Below are 17,216 nucleotides of genomic sequence, written 5' to 3'. Positions count from 1 at the left end.
AACAGCGAGCATGGCTACGACGCGTACCGCGCACACCGTCTGGCAGGGCAATCTGGCCGAGGGCAAGGGGACCGTCACCTTCGACTCCTCCGGCATCGGCGAGCAGCCGGTCTCCTGGCCGTCCCGCGCCGAGCAGGCGAACGGCAAGACCAGCCCCGAGGAGCTGATCGCGGCGGCCCACTCCAGCTGCTTCTCGATGGCGCTCTCGCACGGCCTCACCCAGGCGGGCAACCCGCCCACCCAGCTGACCACCCAGGCCGAGGTCACCTTCCAGCCCGGCACCGGGATCACCGGTATCCACCTCACCGTCGAGGGCACGGTGGAGGGCCTGGACGAGGCCGCGTTCGTCGCGGCGGCCGAGGACGCCAAGAAGAACTGCCCGGTGAGCCAGGCGCTCGCCGGTACGGAGATCACGCTGTCGGCGAAGCTGGCCTGACGTCCTCCATACGCTGCAGCAGTCCCCAGGTGAACTCCGCCACATAGTGGCGGAGTTCACCGTTCTCCGCCTCCGGCGCGTCGAAGGCGAGCCGCCAGCGGGTGGGCGCCGAGCCCTCCATGGGCCGCGCGGGCGCGAAGGCGCGCGCCACCTCGTCCACCGTGCAGGACCAGGGCAGTAGATCGGCGGCCGTACGCAGCCGCGGCCCGGGCGCGCCCGGAGCGCGCACCAGCCACTCGTTCCACACCGCCCCGTTCGGCGCGGTGAGCACCTCGAACCGCAGATCCGGCCACAGCGGCACGGACCAGCTCAGCGCCTCGCAGGTCAGATCGCCGATCCGGCGGGTGGCGGTGGACTCGGGCGGACCCAGCACGGCGCGGTAGCGGGCCACCGCCGAGCGCCGCCGCGGCGAGCGCCGCATGGCCTGCCAGCGGCGGTTGGCCTCGCGCATCACCGCGCGCCCGAAGCCCAGCTCGCGCAGCGCGTCCTCGACCAGCCCCGGCTGGTGGTCGGCCATCCGGCGCAGCAGCACGAGGACGAAGGGGAAGGGGGAGGGGAACGAGTCGGGCTGGGCGAACGAGTCGGGCGCGGAATCCATGGCTCCTATCGTGGCGTACGGGCTCGCCGTGCGGTGGCGTACGGGCTCGCCGTGCCGTGGTGTGCCGTGGCGTACGGGCTCGCCGTGCGCCACCGTACGGGGCGTCCCCGTACGGTGGCGCAAGCGCTTCCCGGCACATCGTGCCTTTGCCGGACCATTGCCGAGGGAAGTCCCCTCCGCATAACCTGTGTTCGCGATACCGGCCACCGGCCGGAATCTCGAACGCTTGCCATCTGAACCAGAAGGGGAGGGCGAGCACTATGGGACGCCTGGTGCCCGCGGTGACACGGGCTCTGGACATACTCGAGCTCTTCCTGGACGGAGACGGCACACTCTCCGCGCCCGAGATCACCCGTCGACTCGGGCTGCCCCGTACGACGGTCCATGAGCTGGTGACCACTTTGGCCGCCCGCTCCTATCTGGTCCAGGTCCCCGACCAGCCCGGCCGCTATCGGCTCGGGGTGCGGCCGTACCAGCTGGGCAGCCGCTACGCCGAGCAGCTCGACCTGGCCGCCGAGGGCCAGCACGTGGCCCGGAGCGTCGCGGAGACCTGCGACGAGACCGTGCATGTCGCGATCCTCGAGGGCAGGGACGTCATCTACATCGCCAAGGTCGACTCCACCCACGCCGTCCGCATGGTCTCCGCCGCGGGCCGCCGGCTGCCCGCGCACTGCACCTCGGTCGGCAAGATGCTGCTCGCCTCCCTCCCGGAGGACGCCCTGGCCACGCGGCTGTCCGGTGATCAGCCGCTGGCCGCGATGACGGACAACAGCATCACCTCCCCCGACGAACTGCGCCGCCACCTCGCCACCGTGCGCGAGCGCGGCATCGCGGTCGAGCAGCGGGAGTCCAACCCGGATGTGAACTGCGTGGCGGCCCCCGTACGGGACTCCACGGGGAAGGTGGTCGCGGCGCTGTCGATCTCGGTGCCGACGATCCGCTGGAGCGATGAGCGCCAGGCCGAGCTGGAGGAGCTGGCGGCCAAGGGCGCGGGTGAACTGTCAGCGCGGCTGGGTCATCGGAGGCGGGACATATGAGCACACGGCCATTGAGCACACGGCCATCGCTCGAGATCGCGGTGCGCGCGAGCGCCGTGCTCGGTGAGGGACCCACCTGGGATGCCGCCGCCCAGCGGCTGATCTGGGTGGACATCCTCTCCTCCCGCGTCCACACCTATGACCCCGCCACCGGCCGCCGCACCACGCTGGGCACCGAGCAGCACGTCGGCGCGGCCAAGCCCCGCGCGGGCGGCGGCCTGGTGGTCAACCTCCGCGACGGCATCGGGGTGTACGGCGCCGACGGCGGCTTCGACTGGCTGTTGCGCGAGGCGGTCCCCGGCCGCCGGGGCAACGACGCCGCCGTCGCGCCCGACGGCTCGCTGTGGGCGGGCACCATGCGCTACGACGAGGGGACCGGCGGCGGCACGCTCTCCCGGATCGGGTCCGACGGCTCCCATACGGAGTTCCTGCCGGAGGTGACCGTCAGCAACGGCATCGGCTGGAGCCCGGACGGCCGCCTGATGTACTACATCGACACCCCCACCCGCCGTATCGATGTCTTCGACGTCGATGGCTCCTATGACCCCGATGGCCCGGTGGTCTCGGGCCGGAGGCCGTTTGCCGAGGTCGAGGAGGGTGCGGGCTTCCCGGACGGGCTGTGCGTGGACGCCGATGGCGCGGTGTGGGTCGCCCTGTGGGACGGCGCCGCGATCCGTCGCTACGCCCCTGACGGGACACTCGATCGGGTGGTGGAGCTGCCGTTCCCGCGTCCGACCGCGTGTGCCTTCGGCGGTGCGGACCTCACCGATCTGTATCTGACCTCGGCACGCGTCGGCCTCGGCGCCGCCGCGCCGCCGCTCGCCGGGTCGCTGCTGGTCATCCCGGGTGTGGGGCAGGGTCTGGCGCAGCCCGCCTTCGGCGGCTGAGCGAGGCGGGTCGGACCCGGGCCGTCCCCGGGGCAGCGGCCTGACGAGGGCTTTCGTGCCGTTCTTTGCACAGGATCCTCACACCCCGCGTCCTGCTGGCCCTCCTGTTGGTCACATAACCTGCCCGGCGAAATGGATTACTGCTCTCCCTGCCGCCGCCATCTCAACGGTGCCGTCTCCTGCCCTGGATGCGGGAGGCCCGTCGAGGACCTCGGGCTGCCCTCTGCCGTGCCGGATGCGGCGGGCGGGGCGGGCGGGGGCGGCGGGTTCGAGGTGCCCGCAACGCGGGCGGAACGGCGGGCGGACCGGCGTACGGCGCAGGCGTCCCGTGCCACCGGCGCCGCGCGCGCCTCGCGCCGGAAGCCCAAGTCCCGCGGTCTCTTCGGCCCCCGCGCCCGCCGGGCCCGCCGGGGCCGGGGACGCCGGGTGGCGATCCTGGCGTCGGTGCTCGGCCCGGTGCTGGCCGCGGTGTTCGTGGCCGAGCTGGCCACCGAGGGGCACTGGCGGGAGTCCTCCCCGGCGCCCAGGCGGCAGGCGCCGGTGGCCGACCGCGACGGCGGGGTGACGGAGTCCGCCGAGACGATCGTCCAGGACACGACCGCCCCGGGCGCGGGACCCTCGGCGGCGGACGGCGAGGACGGAAAGCCGTCCAAGGGCAAGGGCAAGGGCAAGGGCAAGGACGGCGGGGCGTCCAAGGGCGAGGAGGACGACGGGCCCGCGCCCGATCCGGACGACGCCTCGCCCTCCGACCCGTCGGACGACTCCCCGTCGGCCCCGGGCGGCTCCGGGGCGACCCACCGGCCCACCACCCCGCCGAACCCGAGGCCCACCGCCCCGGCGACGGTCGTACCGACGCCGACCCCGACGCCTACGGAGACCTGTCAGCGCTTCCTGTGGTGGTGCACGTAGGGGGTGTCCGGCCGGTCGTGCCGCCTGCGGCGAGCTTTTCCCCTCCCCGCCCCTTCCCGAACCCGGGGCTCCGCCCCAGACCCCGCCGGGGCTCCGCCCCGAACCCCGGCGGGGCTCCGCCCCAGCCCCGGGCCGGGCTTCGCCTCAGACCCCGATCGGGGCTCCGCCCCGAACCCCGGCGGGGCTCCGCCCCAGCCCCGGGCCGGGCTTCGCCTCAGACCCCGATCGGGGCTCCGCCCCGAACCCCGGCGGGGCTCCGCCCCAGCCCCGGGCCGGGCTTCGTCTCAGACCCCGGGCCGGGGGCTCTGCCCCAGGCGCCGGACTGGGGGCTCTGCCGCCCCAGACCTCGGGCCCGGGGCTGCGCTCTAGACCTCCGGCCCGGGGCTCCGCCTCAGACTCCGAACCCGGGGCTCCGCCCCAAACCCCCGGCCGGGCTCCGCCCCTCCCGCTGCATAGGTATGCGGCCCCGCCAGCGTGGCGGGGGCTCGGCTCCAGACGTCGGGGCCCGGGGGCGGAGCCCTTGCCACGCGGCGGAGCCGCATACCCACGTGGCGGAGCCGCGTACCCGCGCTGTGGGAAGGGGCGGGGAGGGGAGAGATCCCGTACCCCGGTCTCCCGGCGATGGGCATGACGCGACGCGCCCCGCGGCGTCGGCCTTACGGCGTGGTGCCCAGCATCCGTTTGAGCAGGTCGCGCAGGACCGTCCGCTCCTCGTCCGAGAGTTCCGCCAGCGGTTCGCGGGCGAAGTCGAGTGAGCCCCGGAGTCGTTCGGAGGTCTCCCGGCCCGCCTCGGTGGCCGCGGCCAGCTTGACCCGGCGGTCGGCCGGGTCCAGGCGGCGCTCGGCGAGGCCGCGCGACTCCAGGCGGTCCACGATCCCGGTGACGTTCGACGGCTCACACTTCAGCTGCTGGGCGAGCCGTCGCATCGGCGTCGGACCGTCGGCCAGCAGGCCCAGCACCCGGGCCTGTGCCCCGGTCAGGGAGTGCTTGGCCGCCGCCTCCTCGTATTCCTCGTGATAACGGGCCACGATGGTGCCAATGAGCTCGACGACCTCGAGGGTCAGCGGGTCGATGCGGGACGTCATGCCCACCAGGGTACCCATTTACTTGACAGCATGAAATATCCAGCAGCATGATTGTTTCATCTGCTGAAACGTAGGAGAGGCCCCTTCCATGTCCGTCATCCCCCCCACCGGCCGTGAATGGCACCTGGTCGCCCGCCCCCAGGGGTGGCCGAAGCCGGAGGACTTCGCACTGCGCGAGGCCCCGGTCTCCCAGCCGGGCCCCGGGCAGGCGCTGGTCCGCAACCTCTACATGTCGGTGGACCCGTACATGCGCGGCCGCATGAACGACGTGAAGTCGTACACGCCGCCGTTCCAGCTGGACCGGCCGATGGAAGGCGGCGCGGTCGGCAAGGTCGTCGCCTCCAACGCGGAGGGCATCTCCGTCGGCGACCACATCCTGCACTTCGGCGGCTGGCGCGAATACGCGACGGTGGACGCCAAGAGCGCCGTCACCGTCGACCCCGAGGTCGCCCCCCTCCCCGCCTATCTCGGCGTCCTCGGCATGCCGGGCCTCACCGCCTACGCGGGGCTGCTGGAGGTCGCGTCCTTCAAGGAGGGCGACGCGGTCTTCGTCTCGGGCGCGGCGGGCGCGGTCGGCAGCGAGGTCGGCCAGATCGCCAAGCTCAAGGGCGCCTCGCGGGTGATCGGCAGCGCCGGTTCGGACGAGAAGGTCCGGGTGCTGCTCGACGAGTACGGCTTCGACGCGGCGTTCAACTACAAGAACGGCCCGGTCGCCGACCAGCTCAAGGAGGCCGCGCCGGACGGGATCGACGTCTACTTCGACAACGTCGGCGGTGAGCACCTCGAGGCCGCCATCAGCCGCCTCAAGGTGCACGGCCGGGTCACCGTCTGCGGCATGATCTCGCAGTACAACGCCACCGAGCCGACCCCCGCCCCGCGCAACCTCGCGATGGTCATCGGCAAGCGGCTGCGGATCCAGGGCATGCTGGTCGGGGACCACCAGCACCTTCAGGAGCAGTTCTTCCAGGAGGTCGGCGGCTGGATCCGCGAGGGCAAGCTGCACTACCGCGAGACCGTCGTCAAGGGCGTGGACAACGCGGTGGACGCCTTCCTCGGGATGCTCCGGGGGGAGAACACCGGCAAGATGATCGTCGCCTTCGAGGACTGACGGTCTGACGGTTCGTGGATCGATGGTTCGACCGCCCCCGCCACCCGTGTGGCAGGGGCGGTCCCGGCTATCGCAGCACCACCGTCGTCAGCGAACGCCCCGGCAGCTCCACCGCCAGCCGTCCGTCGCGCACCCGCGCGGTGCCGACGCGGCTGAGTGCGTGCGTCTCGTCCGTCCGGTAGACCGCGCCCCGCGCGTGCCCGCCCCCACTCGCTCCGCCACGCAGCGCGTAGTCCGCGCGCACCGCCTCCTCACCGGTGTTGAGGATCTCCAGGACCCGCCGGCCGTCCCGGTTCCGGAAGGCCGTCGTCCGCACGCCCTCCGCCCCGGAGTCCGCCGCGACCCGTACCGCCCCGGGCCGGATGAAACGGCTGTACGCGGCCAGGGCCCACAGCCGCTTGGAGACGTGGTAGTCCGGGCCGTCCAGCTGGATCAGCCCCCGGGTGGCGCCCACCGACGCGCCGAACCAGTACACATACCCACTCGCCCCCGCGTCCGCGAGCGTCGTGTGGATCGCCTCCGCCACCGCCAAGCCGTCATAGCCGGAGCGGTCGTCCCACGCCTCGTTCCACGTCGTCCCGTTGGGGCTCCACTCCGACATCCAGGTGCGGCGGCCCGTCGGCAGGGGCTGGTCGGAGGGGGTGACGTAGGGATGGCCCGTGTGCACCGCGACCTGGTGCGCGGCGGTGCTGTCGGCCTCGATCGCGGCGGAGAACGACGCCTGCTCGTCCCATCCGGCCGCGTCGCAGCACACCAGGTTGATCCCGGCCCGCCGCACCGTGGGGCCGATCGCCTTGATCACCTCGACCGCCTGGTCCGGGGTGAACCGCATCGAGGCGTAGGACGTGGCGAGGTCCGGCTCATTGGTGAAGCCGAGGTCGGTGATGCGGACGCCCTCCTGGCGGTAGAACGTCGCGTACTGCACCAGGTAGTCGGCGTACGCCCGTCGCCACTCCTCCTTCAGCGTCCCGCCGTATCCGTCCGTCCCGTTCGTCTTCATATAGCCCGGCGCGCTCCAGGCGTCGGCGTAGAAGCGCTTCACGCCGTACCGCCGCGCCTCCTTGGCCAGCCACACCTGGCCCCCGTCGTCGCCGTCCCACTCATAGCGCGGGGGCGCGTCCGGGCCGCCCGGGTCGGTGGGCTGGATGGACTTCATGTGGTCGTAGACCTCGTCGGAGGACGAGCCGATGCCGAGGCGCAGAATGCTCAACCCGGCGCCCGTGGTGCGGTTCAGCAGCAGGTCCAGCACTTCGCGCTGGTGCTCCGGGGTCAGCCCCTGGGCGCCGTGCATCAGATCGGCGCGCTGGAACGCCTGGGAGAAGCCGAAACCGTCGATGGGCTGGAGGTGCCGTCCGAAATCCACGGTGCCGCCGCGGAGTGGTTCCGCGGCGGCGGACGGTGTGGTGAGCGGGAGCAGTGCGGCGGCGAGCGCGCCGACGAGGGCCGTGCGGACCGAAGTGATCACGAAAACTTCCCTTCCCGGCTCCGAAAAGTTCCGGAACGTTTCCGTAACGTCGGCCGCACGGTAGAGGCGGCGGTGAGGCGGGTCAAGGGATCGCTCACGAGGTGATGGGCCGGGGGCGGGCGGGTACCCGGGGGCCGAAAGAGCTCGGAGCGACGGAAACGACGGGAAAGCGACGGGAAAGGTGGCCCCCATGTCCACGACGGCCGGTCCGGAACAGCCTCGGTCCGCCTCGCAGGTGCTGGTGGCGGTGAGCGGAATCTCGCGGGACGACGCCGAGGCCGTCTTCGGTGTGCTGCGCACGGCTTACGCGTCCGACCAGGCGACGGCGGAACTTCCGCAGGACGCGGGGGAGGGGCGGCCCACGGTGTGGACGTCCGTCTTCGAGGTGGCCGACCCACGCGCGGAGCCGCGCCCGGCCTCCCTGACGGCCCCCGTCACCGCCGACCTCCAGGGCGGCCCCCTCCCGGTGCGGCAGATGGCGGAGGTCCTGGCCCGCGCCTTCGAGGTACGCGAGCAGGGCGCGGTGGCGGGCGACCAGGAGCGGGAGCTCCGGCTGCGGCTGTCCAACACCGGCATCCGCCCGTCGTAGGGGGGTGGTGTCGCCGGGCGGGGCGAGGTGCCTGGGAGGCCGGTGGCGAGCGCATAATCGGTTGCCTGCCGGCGATCGCGGCGGATGCAATGTCCGGCATGGTCACCCAGGCGCGCCCGCCACGGCGAGACGGATCATCCATCCGGATCGGCGCTCTCGTTCCGCTGACCCGGCCCGGCTGGGTCGAGGCGGGCCAACACGTGCTCGCCGGACTCGAGCTGGCCGTCCGCGACGTCAATGCCGACGGCGGGATCGCCGGAAGGCCACTCGAGCTGGTGGTCCGCGACACCGCGGCCGATCCGCGGAAGGCCGCGGCGGCCGTGGACGAACTGGCCCGCCTGGGCGTGGCCGCCTTGGCGGGGGAGTACCACAGCGTCGTCGCTCGTGCCGCCGCCGCACGGGCCGACGCCCTCGGCCTGCCGTTCCTCTGCTCGTCGGCGGTTCTCGACGCGCTCACCGAACGGCCGACGGAATGGGTCGCGCGCCTCGCCCCGGCGCAGTCCCACGGCTGGCGGATCTACGCGGACTTCCTCCTCGGCGCGGGCCACCGTCGCATCGCCGTGGCGGCCGAGCCGAGTGTCTACTGGGCGTCCGGGACCCGTATCCTGCGGGACCACCTCGCTCCGCGCGGCGGCACCGTCATCGAACTCGACATGCGCGCGCTCGCGCCGGCGGCCGTGTGCGACGAACTCGTCGCCCATCGCGCGACAGCCCTCCTGCTGCTGGTCGGCCACCCGGAGCCGGCCGTGCCGATCGTCACGTCCGTCCGCCGCGACCAGCGCCTCGCCGAGATCATGGTGGGTGCCCCGGCCGGGCAGCCGGAGTTCACCGAATGGGCGGCGTCGCTGGGCCAGGACGGCGCCGCGATCCCGTTCCTGCGCTACCTGCCCCAGCGCCTCGGCCCACTCGGCACACGGGTCGAGGCGGCCCTCCGCGAGCGGCTGGCCGCGACGCCCTCCTTCGTCGCCTTCGAGGGCTACGACGCGGGCCTCGTCCTCGCCGAGGTGCTGCGTGCTCAGGGCACGGACCCCGCCGCCGGGCGCGCCATTCCGAGCCGGGCGGGCATCGCCGCGTCCTGGCCGCGCGTCGCGGTCGAAGGCACCCGCGGGCGGATCCGCTTCTCCCGCACGCCAGGCATCAGCGTCTGGCAATGGGCTTGGCCGCCGGTCCAGGTCGTCGATCGGGATCCGGCGGAGCCCGATCGCTTTCGGATCCTCCACACCAGCTGAGCGAACACGGAGGTCCGGCCGCCCGGCGCCTCCGCTCACCGGGCGCCGGGGCTCCCGGCGCTCCCCAGCGCGGACCGCTCGGCTCGGACACCCAATGCTCGGCTCGGGCGACCCAATGCTCGGCTCGGGCGACCCGACGCTCGGCTCGGGCGACCCGACGCCCGGCTCGCACACCCCGCCGCTCAGCTCGGGCAACGGGCAACCCGGCGCCGTCCTGCCATTGACGCACGCCATGGCGAGATCTTACGGTCGCGTTCGAAGAAACGAGCGCTGGTCGATATGTCGAATAGTCGCGTGCTCGCGCGCTCCCGCACCCGCGTGGCCGCGACACCCGAAGAGATGGGCCGTCATGCCGCAGACCGATTCCGCCCGGTTCACCCTCGACCCCGCCTTCGCCGTCGGCGACGTCAACCCCCGCCTCTTCGGCTCGTTCGTCGAACACCTCGGACGCTGCGTCTACACCGGCATCCACGAGCCGGGCCACCCGGCCGCCGACGAGGCCGGGCTGCGCACCGATGTCCTCGCGCTGATCCGGGAGTTGGGCGTCACCGTCATCCGGTATCCCGGGGGCAACTTCGTCTCCGGCTACAAGTGGGAGGACGGGGTCGGGCCGGTCGAGGAGCGGCCGCGCCGGCTCGACCTGGCCTGGCGTTCCACCGAGACCAACCGGTTCGGGCTCTCCGAGTACATCGACTTCGTCCGTAAGGTCGACGGCGAGCCCATGATGGCGCTCAACCTCGGCACCCGCGGCGTCGCCGAGGCCCTTGAGCTCCAGGAGTACGCCAACCACCCGTCCGGCACCGCCCTCGCCGACCTCCGGATCGGCCACGGCGACAAGGATCCGTACGGCATCGGGCTGTGGTGTCTGGGCAATGAGATGGACGGCCCCTGGCAGACCGGCCACAAGACGGCCGAGGAGTACGGACGGCTCGCCGCCGAGACCGCCCGCGCGATGCGGCAGATCGACCCGGGCGTGGAGCTCGTGGCGTGCGGCAGCTCCAACCAGTCGATGCCGACGTTCGCCACCTGGGAGGCGACGGTCCTCACACACACCTACGACCTGGTGGACCACATCTCCCTGCACGCCTACTACGAGGAGCGCGACGGCGACCGCGACTCCTTCCTCGCCTCGGCCGTGGACATGGAGTCCTTCATCGAGAACGTCGTCGCCACCTGCGATCACATCGGCGCCCGGCTGAAGTCGAAGAAGAAGATCAACCTCTCCTTCGACGAGTGGAACGTCTGGTACCAGACCCACTTCCACAACGCCGAGCCGCCCAACTGGGAGGAGGCCCCGCGCCTCCTGGAGGACAACTACTCCGTCACCGACGCCGTCGTGGTCGGCTCGCTGCTGATCGCCCTGCTCCGCCACGCCGACCGCGTCACCGTCGCCTGCCTCGCCCAGCTGGTCAACGTCATCGCCCCGATCATGACCGAACCGGGCGGCCCCGCCTGGCGGCAGACCACCTTCTACCCCTTCGCGCAGGCGTCGGCCCACGGGCGCGGGCGGGTGCTGCAGGTCAACGTCGACAGCCCGACGTACGAGACCTCCGTCTACGGCGAGGTGCCGCTGCTGCACGCCACCGCCGTCCTCGACGAGACCACCGGCGCGGTGACGGTCTTCGCGGTCAACCGCGACCAGCGCCGGCCGCTCCCGCTGGAGATCGCCCTGCACGCCCTCCCCGTGACCCGCGTGGTCGAGCACACCGTCCTCGCCGACGCCGACCCCGAGGCCCGTAACACCCTCGCCGACCCCGAGCGCGTCACCCCGCGTCCCGGCGCGGGCACGGAGCTCGCGGACGGCGCCCTGCGCACCACGCTGGACCCGATGTCCTGGAACGTCATCCGCCTGGCCTGAGCGTCAGGGCGTGCCCGTCAACCTCTCGAACGGGCCAACTCCCTTGAACCGTAACGGGTGTTGACAGCCCCACAAGCGCTTACTAGCTTCTTCCGGGACGGCCGCTGGCCGCCGGGGCGATCCCGACCACATCGCCTGGCGCCAGGGCCCCGCACCGTCAGAGCCGCAACCTTTGGCGATCTCCACCGGCCTTTGTGATCAGCGTGCTTGCCGCTCACCCCCGCTCATCCCGCAAGCGATTACCCCTCCCGTGTGGAGATCCTCCGAATGAGAGGACTCCCCCTTGCGCTCGACGCACGACCACGGCACCACGGACGGCACCACGGACGACACCACGGACAGCACCGTGGACGCCGACGACGTCATGGACGCCACCCGCGTCACCCCCCGCGACCGACGCCGGCTGACCGCGGTCGCCGCGGGCGTCACCGCGGCGCTCGCCCTCGGCGGCCTCTCCACCGTCTCCGCCCACGGCGCGGACGCGGCCGACTCCGCACGCTCCGCCACGGGGGCACGTCCCACCGCCGAGACCACCCCCATCGGCTTCGGCGCCGGCACCACGGGCGGTGGGAACGCCACCGCCACCACCGTGACCTCCCTGGCCGCCTTCACGTCCGCCGTCACCGGCGACAAGGCCAAGGTGGTCAAGGTCTCCGGGCTGATCTCCCTCACCGGCCAGGTGGACATCGGCTCCAACACCACCGTGCTGGGCGTGGGTTCGGGCTCCGGCTTCACCGGTGGCGGACTGCGGCTGAAGCAGGCGACGAACGTCATCGTCCGCAACCTCACCATCAGCAAGCCCCGGAAGCCGTCCGACGGCATCACCGTGCAGAAGTCCACCAAGGTGTGGATCGACCACAACACCTTCTCGGCCGACCGCGACCACGACAAGGACTATTACGACGGACTGCTGGACATCAACCACGGCTCGGACGACATCACCGTCTCCTGGAACAAGTTCGCCGACCACTTCAAGGGCAGCCTGGTCGGCCACAGCGACAACAACGCGAGCGAGGACACCGGTCACCTCAAGGTGACGTACCACCACAACTGGTTCTCGGACGTGTACTCCCGCATCCCCAGCCTGCGCTTCGGCACCGGGCACTTCTACGACAACTACGTCCAGGGCGCGGAGACCGGTGTGCACTCCCGGATGGGCGCGCAGACGCTGGTCGAGAACAACGTCTTCCGCGACACCGAGGTGGCCGTCACCACCAGCCGGGACAGCGATGTCGACGGCTACGCGGTGCTGCGCGGCAACGACCTGGGCGGGGCGGCCACCGAGATCTCCCGGACGGGCAGCTTCACCACCCCGCCGTACGCGTACACGGCGGAACCGGCGTCCTCCGTGGTGGCCACGGTCACCGCCCAGGCGGGCGTGGGCAAGCTCTGAACCGCGTCAGCACCGGCCCCCGGTCATGCTCGTGGCCGTGGTCGTGGCCGTGGCCGTGGCCGTGGTCGTGGTCGTGGTCGTGGTCGTCAGGACGGCAGCACCCACATCGGGTTGGCGTAGAACCACAGGTCGCGCCACGGATCCGCATCGCCCGGCACATCCATCGCCGGGCCGTGCGGATCCACCGCCGCGCCCCGCGCGCCCACCGCCACGCGGTTGCCGTCGGTGCCGCGCAGCCGTACGTACAGCGGGCGGTCCACCGGGCCGAGGTCGTAGGAGAGCCGGACCGTTCCCGTCGTGCGGCCGACCTCGAAGGACTTCACCACCCGGGTGCGCGGCGCCGCGAACGTGTCACGGTCGTCCACCGCGCCCGTGACCTCGCCCTGGATGACGTCCACCCGCGCCAACTTAGGTACGAAACCGGCCCAGTTGGGGCCGTTCGCCAGGGCGATGTCCAGCTCCAGCCGCACCCGGGTGCCGCGCTCCACATGCAGTGTGCCGCCGAGGGTGACCGAGCGGCCACTCCCGCCACCGCTGAGCCGCGCGTCCAGGCCGCTGATCAGCCCGCCGTGGTCCACCCAGACCCGGCCCGCCCGGATGCCGTCCATGACGGCGGCGTACGAGAAGTCCTCGGCGCCCACATGGGTGCGGCTGTACTGGCCCGGCCAGTAGTCGTTCTCCTCCAGGTCGAGCCCACCGCCGTACACCGGGTCGTTCTGCCGCCCGTTGGTCTCGTAGTCGCTGCCGGGGCCGCGCACCGCGGTGTCGGCGTAGACGTTGTGGGAGTCGGAGTTGGCGGTGATCCACCACGGCTTGCCCTCGCTGAGCAGACTGTCCCACAGCCCGCCCACCGTGGCCGTCATCCAGTCGAAGCCGCCCCAGGTGCGGTACGACTCGGCCGGGTACGCGGCGAAGGACTGCGGCCCCGGCGCGTTCTCGTACAGCCCGCGCGCACCGCCCGGGCCGTGCGCGGAGGCCGGGATCCCGGCGGCCTGGTGGCCCGGCGCGCCCTCCATGCCCACGGCGATGTGCGGCTGGGCGTCCCGCCACCCGCGGATCTCGTGCGGGGAGTCCAGGCCCTTGCGGGCGGGGTGGTTGGCGAGCATCAGCGCGGCCCGGACGCGCCGCCGGCGCACCGCGTCGGAGAGGAAGTCAAGACCGGCGATGGCCAGGGCCTCGTTCCGCGGGGTGGAGTCCCCGGCGTTCTTGACCGATCCGTCGAAGGAGGCCTCGAACTCCTTGAGCACCGCCACCTCGTCACGGCCGGGGTGGACGAAGACCGTGCCGTGCTCGGCGCCGGGGATGTTCCACTCCAGCCCCTGGAAGACCAGCGCGTCCCGGTGGGTCGCGCGCGCCTCGCGGATGTCGGGGTTGACCTTCTCGACCCCGATCCGGGCGTGGGTGACGTTCCCGTGGTCGGTGATCACCATCCAGTCCAGGCCGTGCCGGGCACCCTGCCGCACCTGGTCGATGACCCGGTACTTGCCGTCGTTGCTGTACTGGGTGTGGATATGGTGGTCCCCGGCCAGCCACAGATAGCCGCCGCCGGGCCGGGAGCCGGGCGTCGCCGCGCCGTTCGCCGCGACGGCGCGCGCGGTGCCGCCGTCCAGTACGGTCACGGCGCCGAGCCCCGCGCCCAGCAGCCCCGCGCGGCGCAGCATCGAGCGCCGGGAGAGCTGGTCGGGGGTCAGCTCGTCGTCCCGTACGGACAGGTCGAGAGCCGGGGGCAGGCTGTGCACCGCGAGTTCATCGTGAGGGTGGTGATGTCCGGGGGCCATGAGCGCGAAGGTAAGGACCGCGGTTGAACACCAGCCGAACACCGCACGCCCAACAGCCCATCGTCACCGGTCAACAACTGAGAGGACGCTCCCTTGAGACACATCGGACGCTCGGCCAACACACGCTCGGCCAACACACGCTCGGCCATCACACGCTTAGGCGTAGCCGCCGCGGCGGCGCTCACCCTCTGTGCCATGACATCCGGCGCCACGCCCGCGGTGGCGGACACCGGGGCCCACCTGGCCACCTCGGGCACGTTCAACGTCCTGACCTACAACGTGGCGGGGCTCCCCGAGGGCCTGTCCTCCAGCCACCCCGCCAAGAACACCCCGCTGATATCGCCCCGGCTCGGCGCGTACGACATCGTCAACGTCCAGGAGGACTTCAACTACCACGCCGCGCTCTACGCCGGTGACGACCACCCGTACCGCACCCCCACCAGCGGTCCCGCCGTTTTCGGCGATGGTCTGAACACCCTCTCCGACCTGCCGTACGACGGCTTCGAGCGGGTGAAGTGGAAGCGGTGCAACGGCACCGACTGCCTCACCCCGAAGGGGTTCACCTTCGCCCGGGTGCGGCTGACCGAGGGCGCGTACCTCGACCTGTACAACCTGCACCCCAACGCGGGGACGACGGACGCCGACCTGGCCGCCCGCCGCGCCAACATCACCCAGCTCTCCGACTACATCGCCGCCCACTCCGCCGATAACGCGGTGCTCGTCATGGGCGACACCAACACCCGCTACACCCGCGCCGCCGACAACATCCGCGACCTCGCCACCCGCAACGGCCTCACCGACGCCTGGGTGGACCTGGTGCGCGGCGGCTCGGCCCCGCCCGCCGGTTCCGACGCCCTCGTCTGCGACCCGGACAACGTCACCGACACCTGCGAGGTCGTGGACAAGGTCCTCTACCGCTCCGGCCCGCGGCTCTCCCTCACCGCCACCCGCTACCACAACGCGCACACGGCCTTCCTCGACACCGACGGCAAACCGCTGTCCGACCACTATCCGCACACCGTCGACTTCACCTGGCGGACCGAGCAACCCGGCGTCGCTTTCGGGCCACGCTAGGCCAGTAGGCTTCGGCCCATGCGTGATCTTGTGAGCGGCTTCGGTTATCTGATGAAGGGGCAACGCTGGGCGGCCCGGCACGGGAGATGGTGGGGGTTCGGGATGATTCCCGCCCTGATCACCCTCGTCGGATACGCGGCGGCCCTCGTCGCCCTCTTCTTCTGGACCGATGACGTCATCGCATGGGCCACGCCCTTCGCCGACGACTGGTCCTCACCCTGGCTCGGCGTCTTCCGCGGCGCGCTCTCGATCCTCTTCGCCGCCACCTGCCTCTTCCTCGCCATCATCACGTTCACGGCGGTCACGCTGCTGGTCGGCCAGCCCTTCTACGAGTCGCTCTCCGAAGCGGTCGACCGCTCCGAGGGCGGCGCGGTGCCCGAGTCCTCCATGTCCACCTGGGCGGAGCTGTGGATCGGCCTGCGCGAGGCCATCGCGCTGCTCATCCGCGTCACCCTCTGGAGCGTGCTGTTCTTCGCGCTCGGCTTCATCCCGGGGGTCGGCCAGACCGTGATCCCCGTCCTGGCCTTCTGCGTGACCGCCTTCTTCCTCACCGAGGAGTTGACCTCGATCGCCCTGCTGCGCCGCGGCATCCTGCTGAAGGAGCGCCGCCGCCTGCTCCGCTCCCGCCGCCTGCTCTCCCTGGGCTTCGGCGTCCCGCTGTCCGTCCTCTTCCTGATCCCGCTGGTCGCGGTCTTCCTGATGCCGGGCGCGGTCGCGGGCGCGACCCTGCTCGTACGCGACCTCACGGGCGAGGACGAGGAGCCCGCGCCCTCGCGGGGCGAGACGGCGGCGGGCCCGGCGGGGGCCTTCAACGGCGCGTCGTAACGGCGTACGCCCGAGTGGGCTACCAGGCCATCTTGGGCGTGGGCCACCAGCCAGCCCGCTCGGCCGGGGTCGCAGACGAGCCGGTGACCGGCGCCGCATTGTCACGGAGCTCGTGGCCGCACCGAGGACGTCGAGCGCTCCCGCTCCTCGTGCCAGACCCCGGTCAGCAAGTTGACCATGACCCACCACTTCAAGGTCCTGTCCGACTCCGGCCTCATCCGCACCACCGACTACGGCAACCGCAAGGGCGTGACCCTGCGCCGCACCGATGGAACACCCGCTTCCCCGGCCTCCTCGACCTCCTGGCCTCCTAAGCGACCCGTTAGCCCTACGGCGTCATCCTCCTCATCACGCGGCGCGCCGGACGGCACTCACGTGCGCTTGCCGTCCTGCTCCCCCCACTCCTCGCGAAGAACCCCATAGACGATGGAGTCACGCCATGCGCCGCGCACGTGGACATGGCCGCGAATGCGCCCTTCTTCCGTCAGGCCGGCCGCGAGCAGTGTCTTCTCCGAGGCGACATTGAGAGGAGCTCGGGCCGCCCAGACACGGTGAAGGCCGAGATCGGCGAAGGCGAGGCCGAGGAGAAGGCCGACTGTCTCCCGTCCGTATCCCACTCCCCAGGTGTCCGGACGCAAGGCGAATCCGATGGTCGCCGCGCTTTGTTGGTGGGGGTCCAGTGCAAGGCGGGCAAAGCCCACCAGTTCACCGCCGCTGCGCTCGGCCACTGCGAGCGCGTACTCGTCGCGTGGGGTTGCCGACGCCGAGGCAACGGAGCGTGCGACGATGCCTCCGACTTCGGTACGCGAGCGGGGTGTGAAGCTCAGGTGCTCGGTGGCTTCCGGGCTGCCGTAAATCATGAGAACGGCATCCACGTCATCGATGGTGAGTTCGCGCAGCGAGAGGCGAGCGTCGTCGCGAAGGACCGGATACATGGCGGGACTC

Annotated in this window: 15 protein-coding genes and 1 pseudogene; 11 read left to right on the top strand and 5 right to left on the bottom strand. The window is 71.9% G+C overall.

The annotated features are described in order from the left end of the window. The first annotated feature begins 10 nt into the window (after window positions 1-10). The gene (locus IEJ02_RS03290; RefSeq protein WP_137977820.1) at window positions 11-436 is read left to right on the top strand and encodes an OsmC family peroxiredoxin; all 426 of its coding nucleotides are present in this window, start codon (window positions 11-13) and stop codon (window positions 434-436) included. On the opposite strand, the gene IEJ02_RS03285 is transcribed toward IEJ02_RS03290, so the two are convergent. Beyond that, complete coding sequence (locus tag IEJ02_RS03285; protein ID WP_191063276.1) at window positions 411-1,034, bottom strand: hypothetical protein; 624 nt, start codon at window positions 1,032-1,034, stop codon at window positions 411-413. The genes IEJ02_RS03290 and IEJ02_RS03285 overlap by 26 nt on opposite strands. Window positions 1,035-1,294: 260 nt before the next feature. On the opposite strand from IEJ02_RS03285, the gene IEJ02_RS03280 reads away from it, so the two are divergent. The 3 genes from IEJ02_RS03280 (at window position 1,295) to IEJ02_RS03270 (ending at window position 3,867) form a co-directional block, all read left to right on the top strand. Continuing rightward, the gene (locus tag IEJ02_RS03280) at window positions 1,295-2,071 is read left to right on the top strand and encodes an IclR family transcriptional regulator (protein WP_191063275.1); all 777 of its coding nucleotides are present in this window, start codon (window positions 1,295-1,297) and stop codon (window positions 2,069-2,071) included. Between the two features lie 11 nt (window positions 2,072-2,082). After that, complete coding sequence (locus tag IEJ02_RS03275; protein ID WP_223863294.1) at window positions 2,083-2,958, top strand: SMP-30/gluconolactonase/LRE family protein; 876 nt, start codon at window positions 2,083-2,085, stop codon at window positions 2,956-2,958. Between the two features lie 132 nt (window positions 2,959-3,090). After that, on the top strand, window positions 3,091-3,867 hold the full coding sequence (locus IEJ02_RS03270) for an SCO2400 family protein (protein WP_191063273.1): 777 nt from the start codon (window positions 3,091-3,093) through the stop codon (window positions 3,865-3,867). 656 nt (window positions 3,868-4,523) lie between these two features. Here IEJ02_RS03270 and IEJ02_RS03265 read toward each other — a convergent pair. Beyond that, on the bottom strand, window positions 4,524-4,952 hold the full coding sequence (locus IEJ02_RS03265) for a MarR family winged helix-turn-helix transcriptional regulator (protein WP_191063272.1): 429 nt from the start codon (window positions 4,950-4,952) through the stop codon (window positions 4,524-4,526). Window positions 4,953-5,040: 88 nt separating this feature from the next. Here IEJ02_RS03265 and IEJ02_RS03260 point away from each other — a divergent pair, with 88 nt between their 5' ends. Next, complete coding sequence (locus IEJ02_RS03260; RefSeq protein ID WP_191063271.1) at window positions 5,041-6,060, top strand: NADP-dependent oxidoreductase; 1,020 nt, start codon at window positions 5,041-5,043, stop codon at window positions 6,058-6,060. Window positions 6,061-6,127: 67 nt separating this feature from the next. Here the strand turns inward: IEJ02_RS03260 and IEJ02_RS03255 are convergent, their stop codons facing one another. Further along, window positions 6,128-7,525, bottom strand: a complete 1,398-nt coding sequence (locus IEJ02_RS03255; RefSeq protein ID WP_191063270.1) for a glycoside hydrolase family 30 protein — start codon at window positions 7,523-7,525, stop codon at window positions 6,128-6,130. A 190-nt stretch (window positions 7,526-7,715) separates the two neighbouring features. Between IEJ02_RS03255 and IEJ02_RS03250 the strand changes: the two genes are divergently transcribed. The 4 genes from IEJ02_RS03250 to IEJ02_RS03235 all read left to right on the top strand — a co-directional run bounded on the left by IEJ02_RS03250 (window position 7,716) and on the right by IEJ02_RS03235 (window position 12,594). Next, window positions 7,716-8,114, top strand: coding sequence for a hypothetical protein (locus IEJ02_RS03250; RefSeq protein ID WP_191063269.1), 399 nt, complete (start codon window positions 7,716-7,718; stop codon window positions 8,112-8,114). Window positions 8,115-8,203: 89 nt separating this feature from the next. Next, window positions 8,204-9,343 (top strand): ABC transporter substrate-binding protein, encoded by a 1,140-nt coding sequence (locus IEJ02_RS03245; RefSeq protein ID WP_191063268.1) that lies wholly within the window; start codon window positions 8,204-8,206, stop codon window positions 9,341-9,343. A 349-nt stretch (window positions 9,344-9,692) separates the two neighbouring features. Further along, window positions 9,693-11,201, top strand: coding sequence for an arabinosylfuranosidase ArfA (arfA, locus tag IEJ02_RS03240; RefSeq protein WP_191063267.1), 1,509 nt, complete (start codon window positions 9,693-9,695; stop codon window positions 11,199-11,201). Between the two features lie 364 nt (window positions 11,202-11,565). After that, complete coding sequence (locus IEJ02_RS03235) at window positions 11,566-12,594, top strand: pectate lyase family protein (RefSeq protein ID WP_191063452.1); 1,029 nt, start codon at window positions 11,566-11,568, stop codon at window positions 12,592-12,594. An 86-nt stretch (window positions 12,595-12,680) separates the two neighbouring features. Here the strand turns inward: IEJ02_RS03235 and IEJ02_RS03230 are convergent, their stop codons facing one another. Next, window positions 12,681-14,372: a PHP domain-containing protein gene (locus IEJ02_RS03230; RefSeq protein WP_223863293.1), complete on the bottom strand. Its 1,692-nt coding sequence runs from the start codon at window positions 14,370-14,372 to the stop codon at window positions 12,681-12,683. Between the two features lie 195 nt (window positions 14,373-14,567). On the opposite strand from IEJ02_RS03230, the pseudogene IEJ02_RS03225 reads away from it, so the two are divergent. Next, window positions 14,568-15,407 (top strand): annotated as a pseudogene (locus IEJ02_RS03225) (exonuclease/endonuclease/phosphatase family protein); the annotation flags it as partial. A gap of 57 nt (window positions 15,408-15,464) precedes the next feature. Beyond that, window positions 15,465-16,271 carry an EI24 domain-containing protein gene (locus IEJ02_RS03220; RefSeq protein ID WP_191063266.1) on the top strand — a complete coding sequence of 269 codons (807 nt, stop codon included), beginning with the start codon at window positions 15,465-15,467 and terminating at the stop codon, window positions 16,269-16,271. A 371-nt stretch (window positions 16,272-16,642) separates the two neighbouring features. Here IEJ02_RS03220 and IEJ02_RS03215 read toward each other — a convergent pair whose 3' ends face one another. Further along, window positions 16,643-17,206: a GNAT family N-acetyltransferase gene (locus IEJ02_RS03215; RefSeq protein ID WP_191063265.1), complete on the bottom strand. Its 564-nt coding sequence runs from the start codon at window positions 17,204-17,206 to the stop codon at window positions 16,643-16,645. Between the last annotated feature and the right edge of the window lie 10 nt (window positions 17,207-17,216).

The organism is Streptomyces sp. 5-10 (assembly GCF_014712245.1).
GTDB lineage: Bacteria > Actinomycetota > Actinomycetes > Streptomycetales > Streptomycetaceae > Streptomyces > Streptomyces violaceusniger.
This window is presented reverse-complemented; position numbering and strand designations above follow the sequence as displayed.

What these genes read in the sequence shown, in the direction of transcription:
- IEJ02_RS03215 (WP_191063265.1), bottom strand. Translation starts at nt 17,206, where the DNA reads ATGTATCCGGTCCTTCGCGACGACGCTCGCCTCTCGCTGCGCGAACTC.
- IEJ02_RS03230 (WP_223863293.1), bottom strand. Translation starts at nt 14,372, where the DNA reads ATGGCCCCCGGACATCACCACCCTCACGATGAACTCGCGGTGCACAGC.
- IEJ02_RS03265 (WP_191063272.1), bottom strand. Translation starts at nt 4,952, where the DNA reads ATGACGTCCCGCATCGACCCGCTGACCCTCGAGGTCGTCGAGCTCATT.
- IEJ02_RS03260 (WP_191063271.1), top strand. Translation starts at nt 5,041, where the DNA reads ATGTCCGTCATCCCCCCCACCGGCCGTGAATGGCACCTGGTCGCCCGC.
- IEJ02_RS03290 (WP_137977820.1), top strand. Translation starts at nt 11, where the DNA reads ATGGCTACGACGCGTACCGCGCACACCGTCTGGCAGGGCAATCTGGCC.
- IEJ02_RS03245 (WP_191063268.1), top strand. Translation starts at nt 8,204, where the DNA reads ATGTCCGGCATGGTCACCCAGGCGCGCCCGCCACGGCGAGACGGATCA.
- IEJ02_RS03250 (WP_191063269.1), top strand. Translation starts at nt 7,716, where the DNA reads ATGTCCACGACGGCCGGTCCGGAACAGCCTCGGTCCGCCTCGCAGGTG.
- IEJ02_RS03220 (WP_191063266.1), top strand. Translation starts at nt 15,465, where the DNA reads ATGCGTGATCTTGTGAGCGGCTTCGGTTATCTGATGAAGGGGCAACGC.
- IEJ02_RS03235 (WP_191063452.1), top strand. Translation starts at nt 11,566, where the DNA reads ATGGACGCCACCCGCGTCACCCCCCGCGACCGACGCCGGCTGACCGCG.
- arfA (WP_191063267.1), top strand. Translation starts at nt 9,693, where the DNA reads ATGCCGCAGACCGATTCCGCCCGGTTCACCCTCGACCCCGCCTTCGCC.
- IEJ02_RS03280 (WP_191063275.1), top strand. Translation starts at nt 1,295, where the DNA reads ATGGGACGCCTGGTGCCCGCGGTGACACGGGCTCTGGACATACTCGAG.
- IEJ02_RS03270 (WP_191063273.1), top strand. Translation starts at nt 3,091, where the DNA reads ATGGATTACTGCTCTCCCTGCCGCCGCCATCTCAACGGTGCCGTCTCC.
- IEJ02_RS03285 (WP_191063276.1), bottom strand. Translation starts at nt 1,034, where the DNA reads ATGGATTCCGCGCCCGACTCGTTCGCCCAGCCCGACTCGTTCCCCTCC.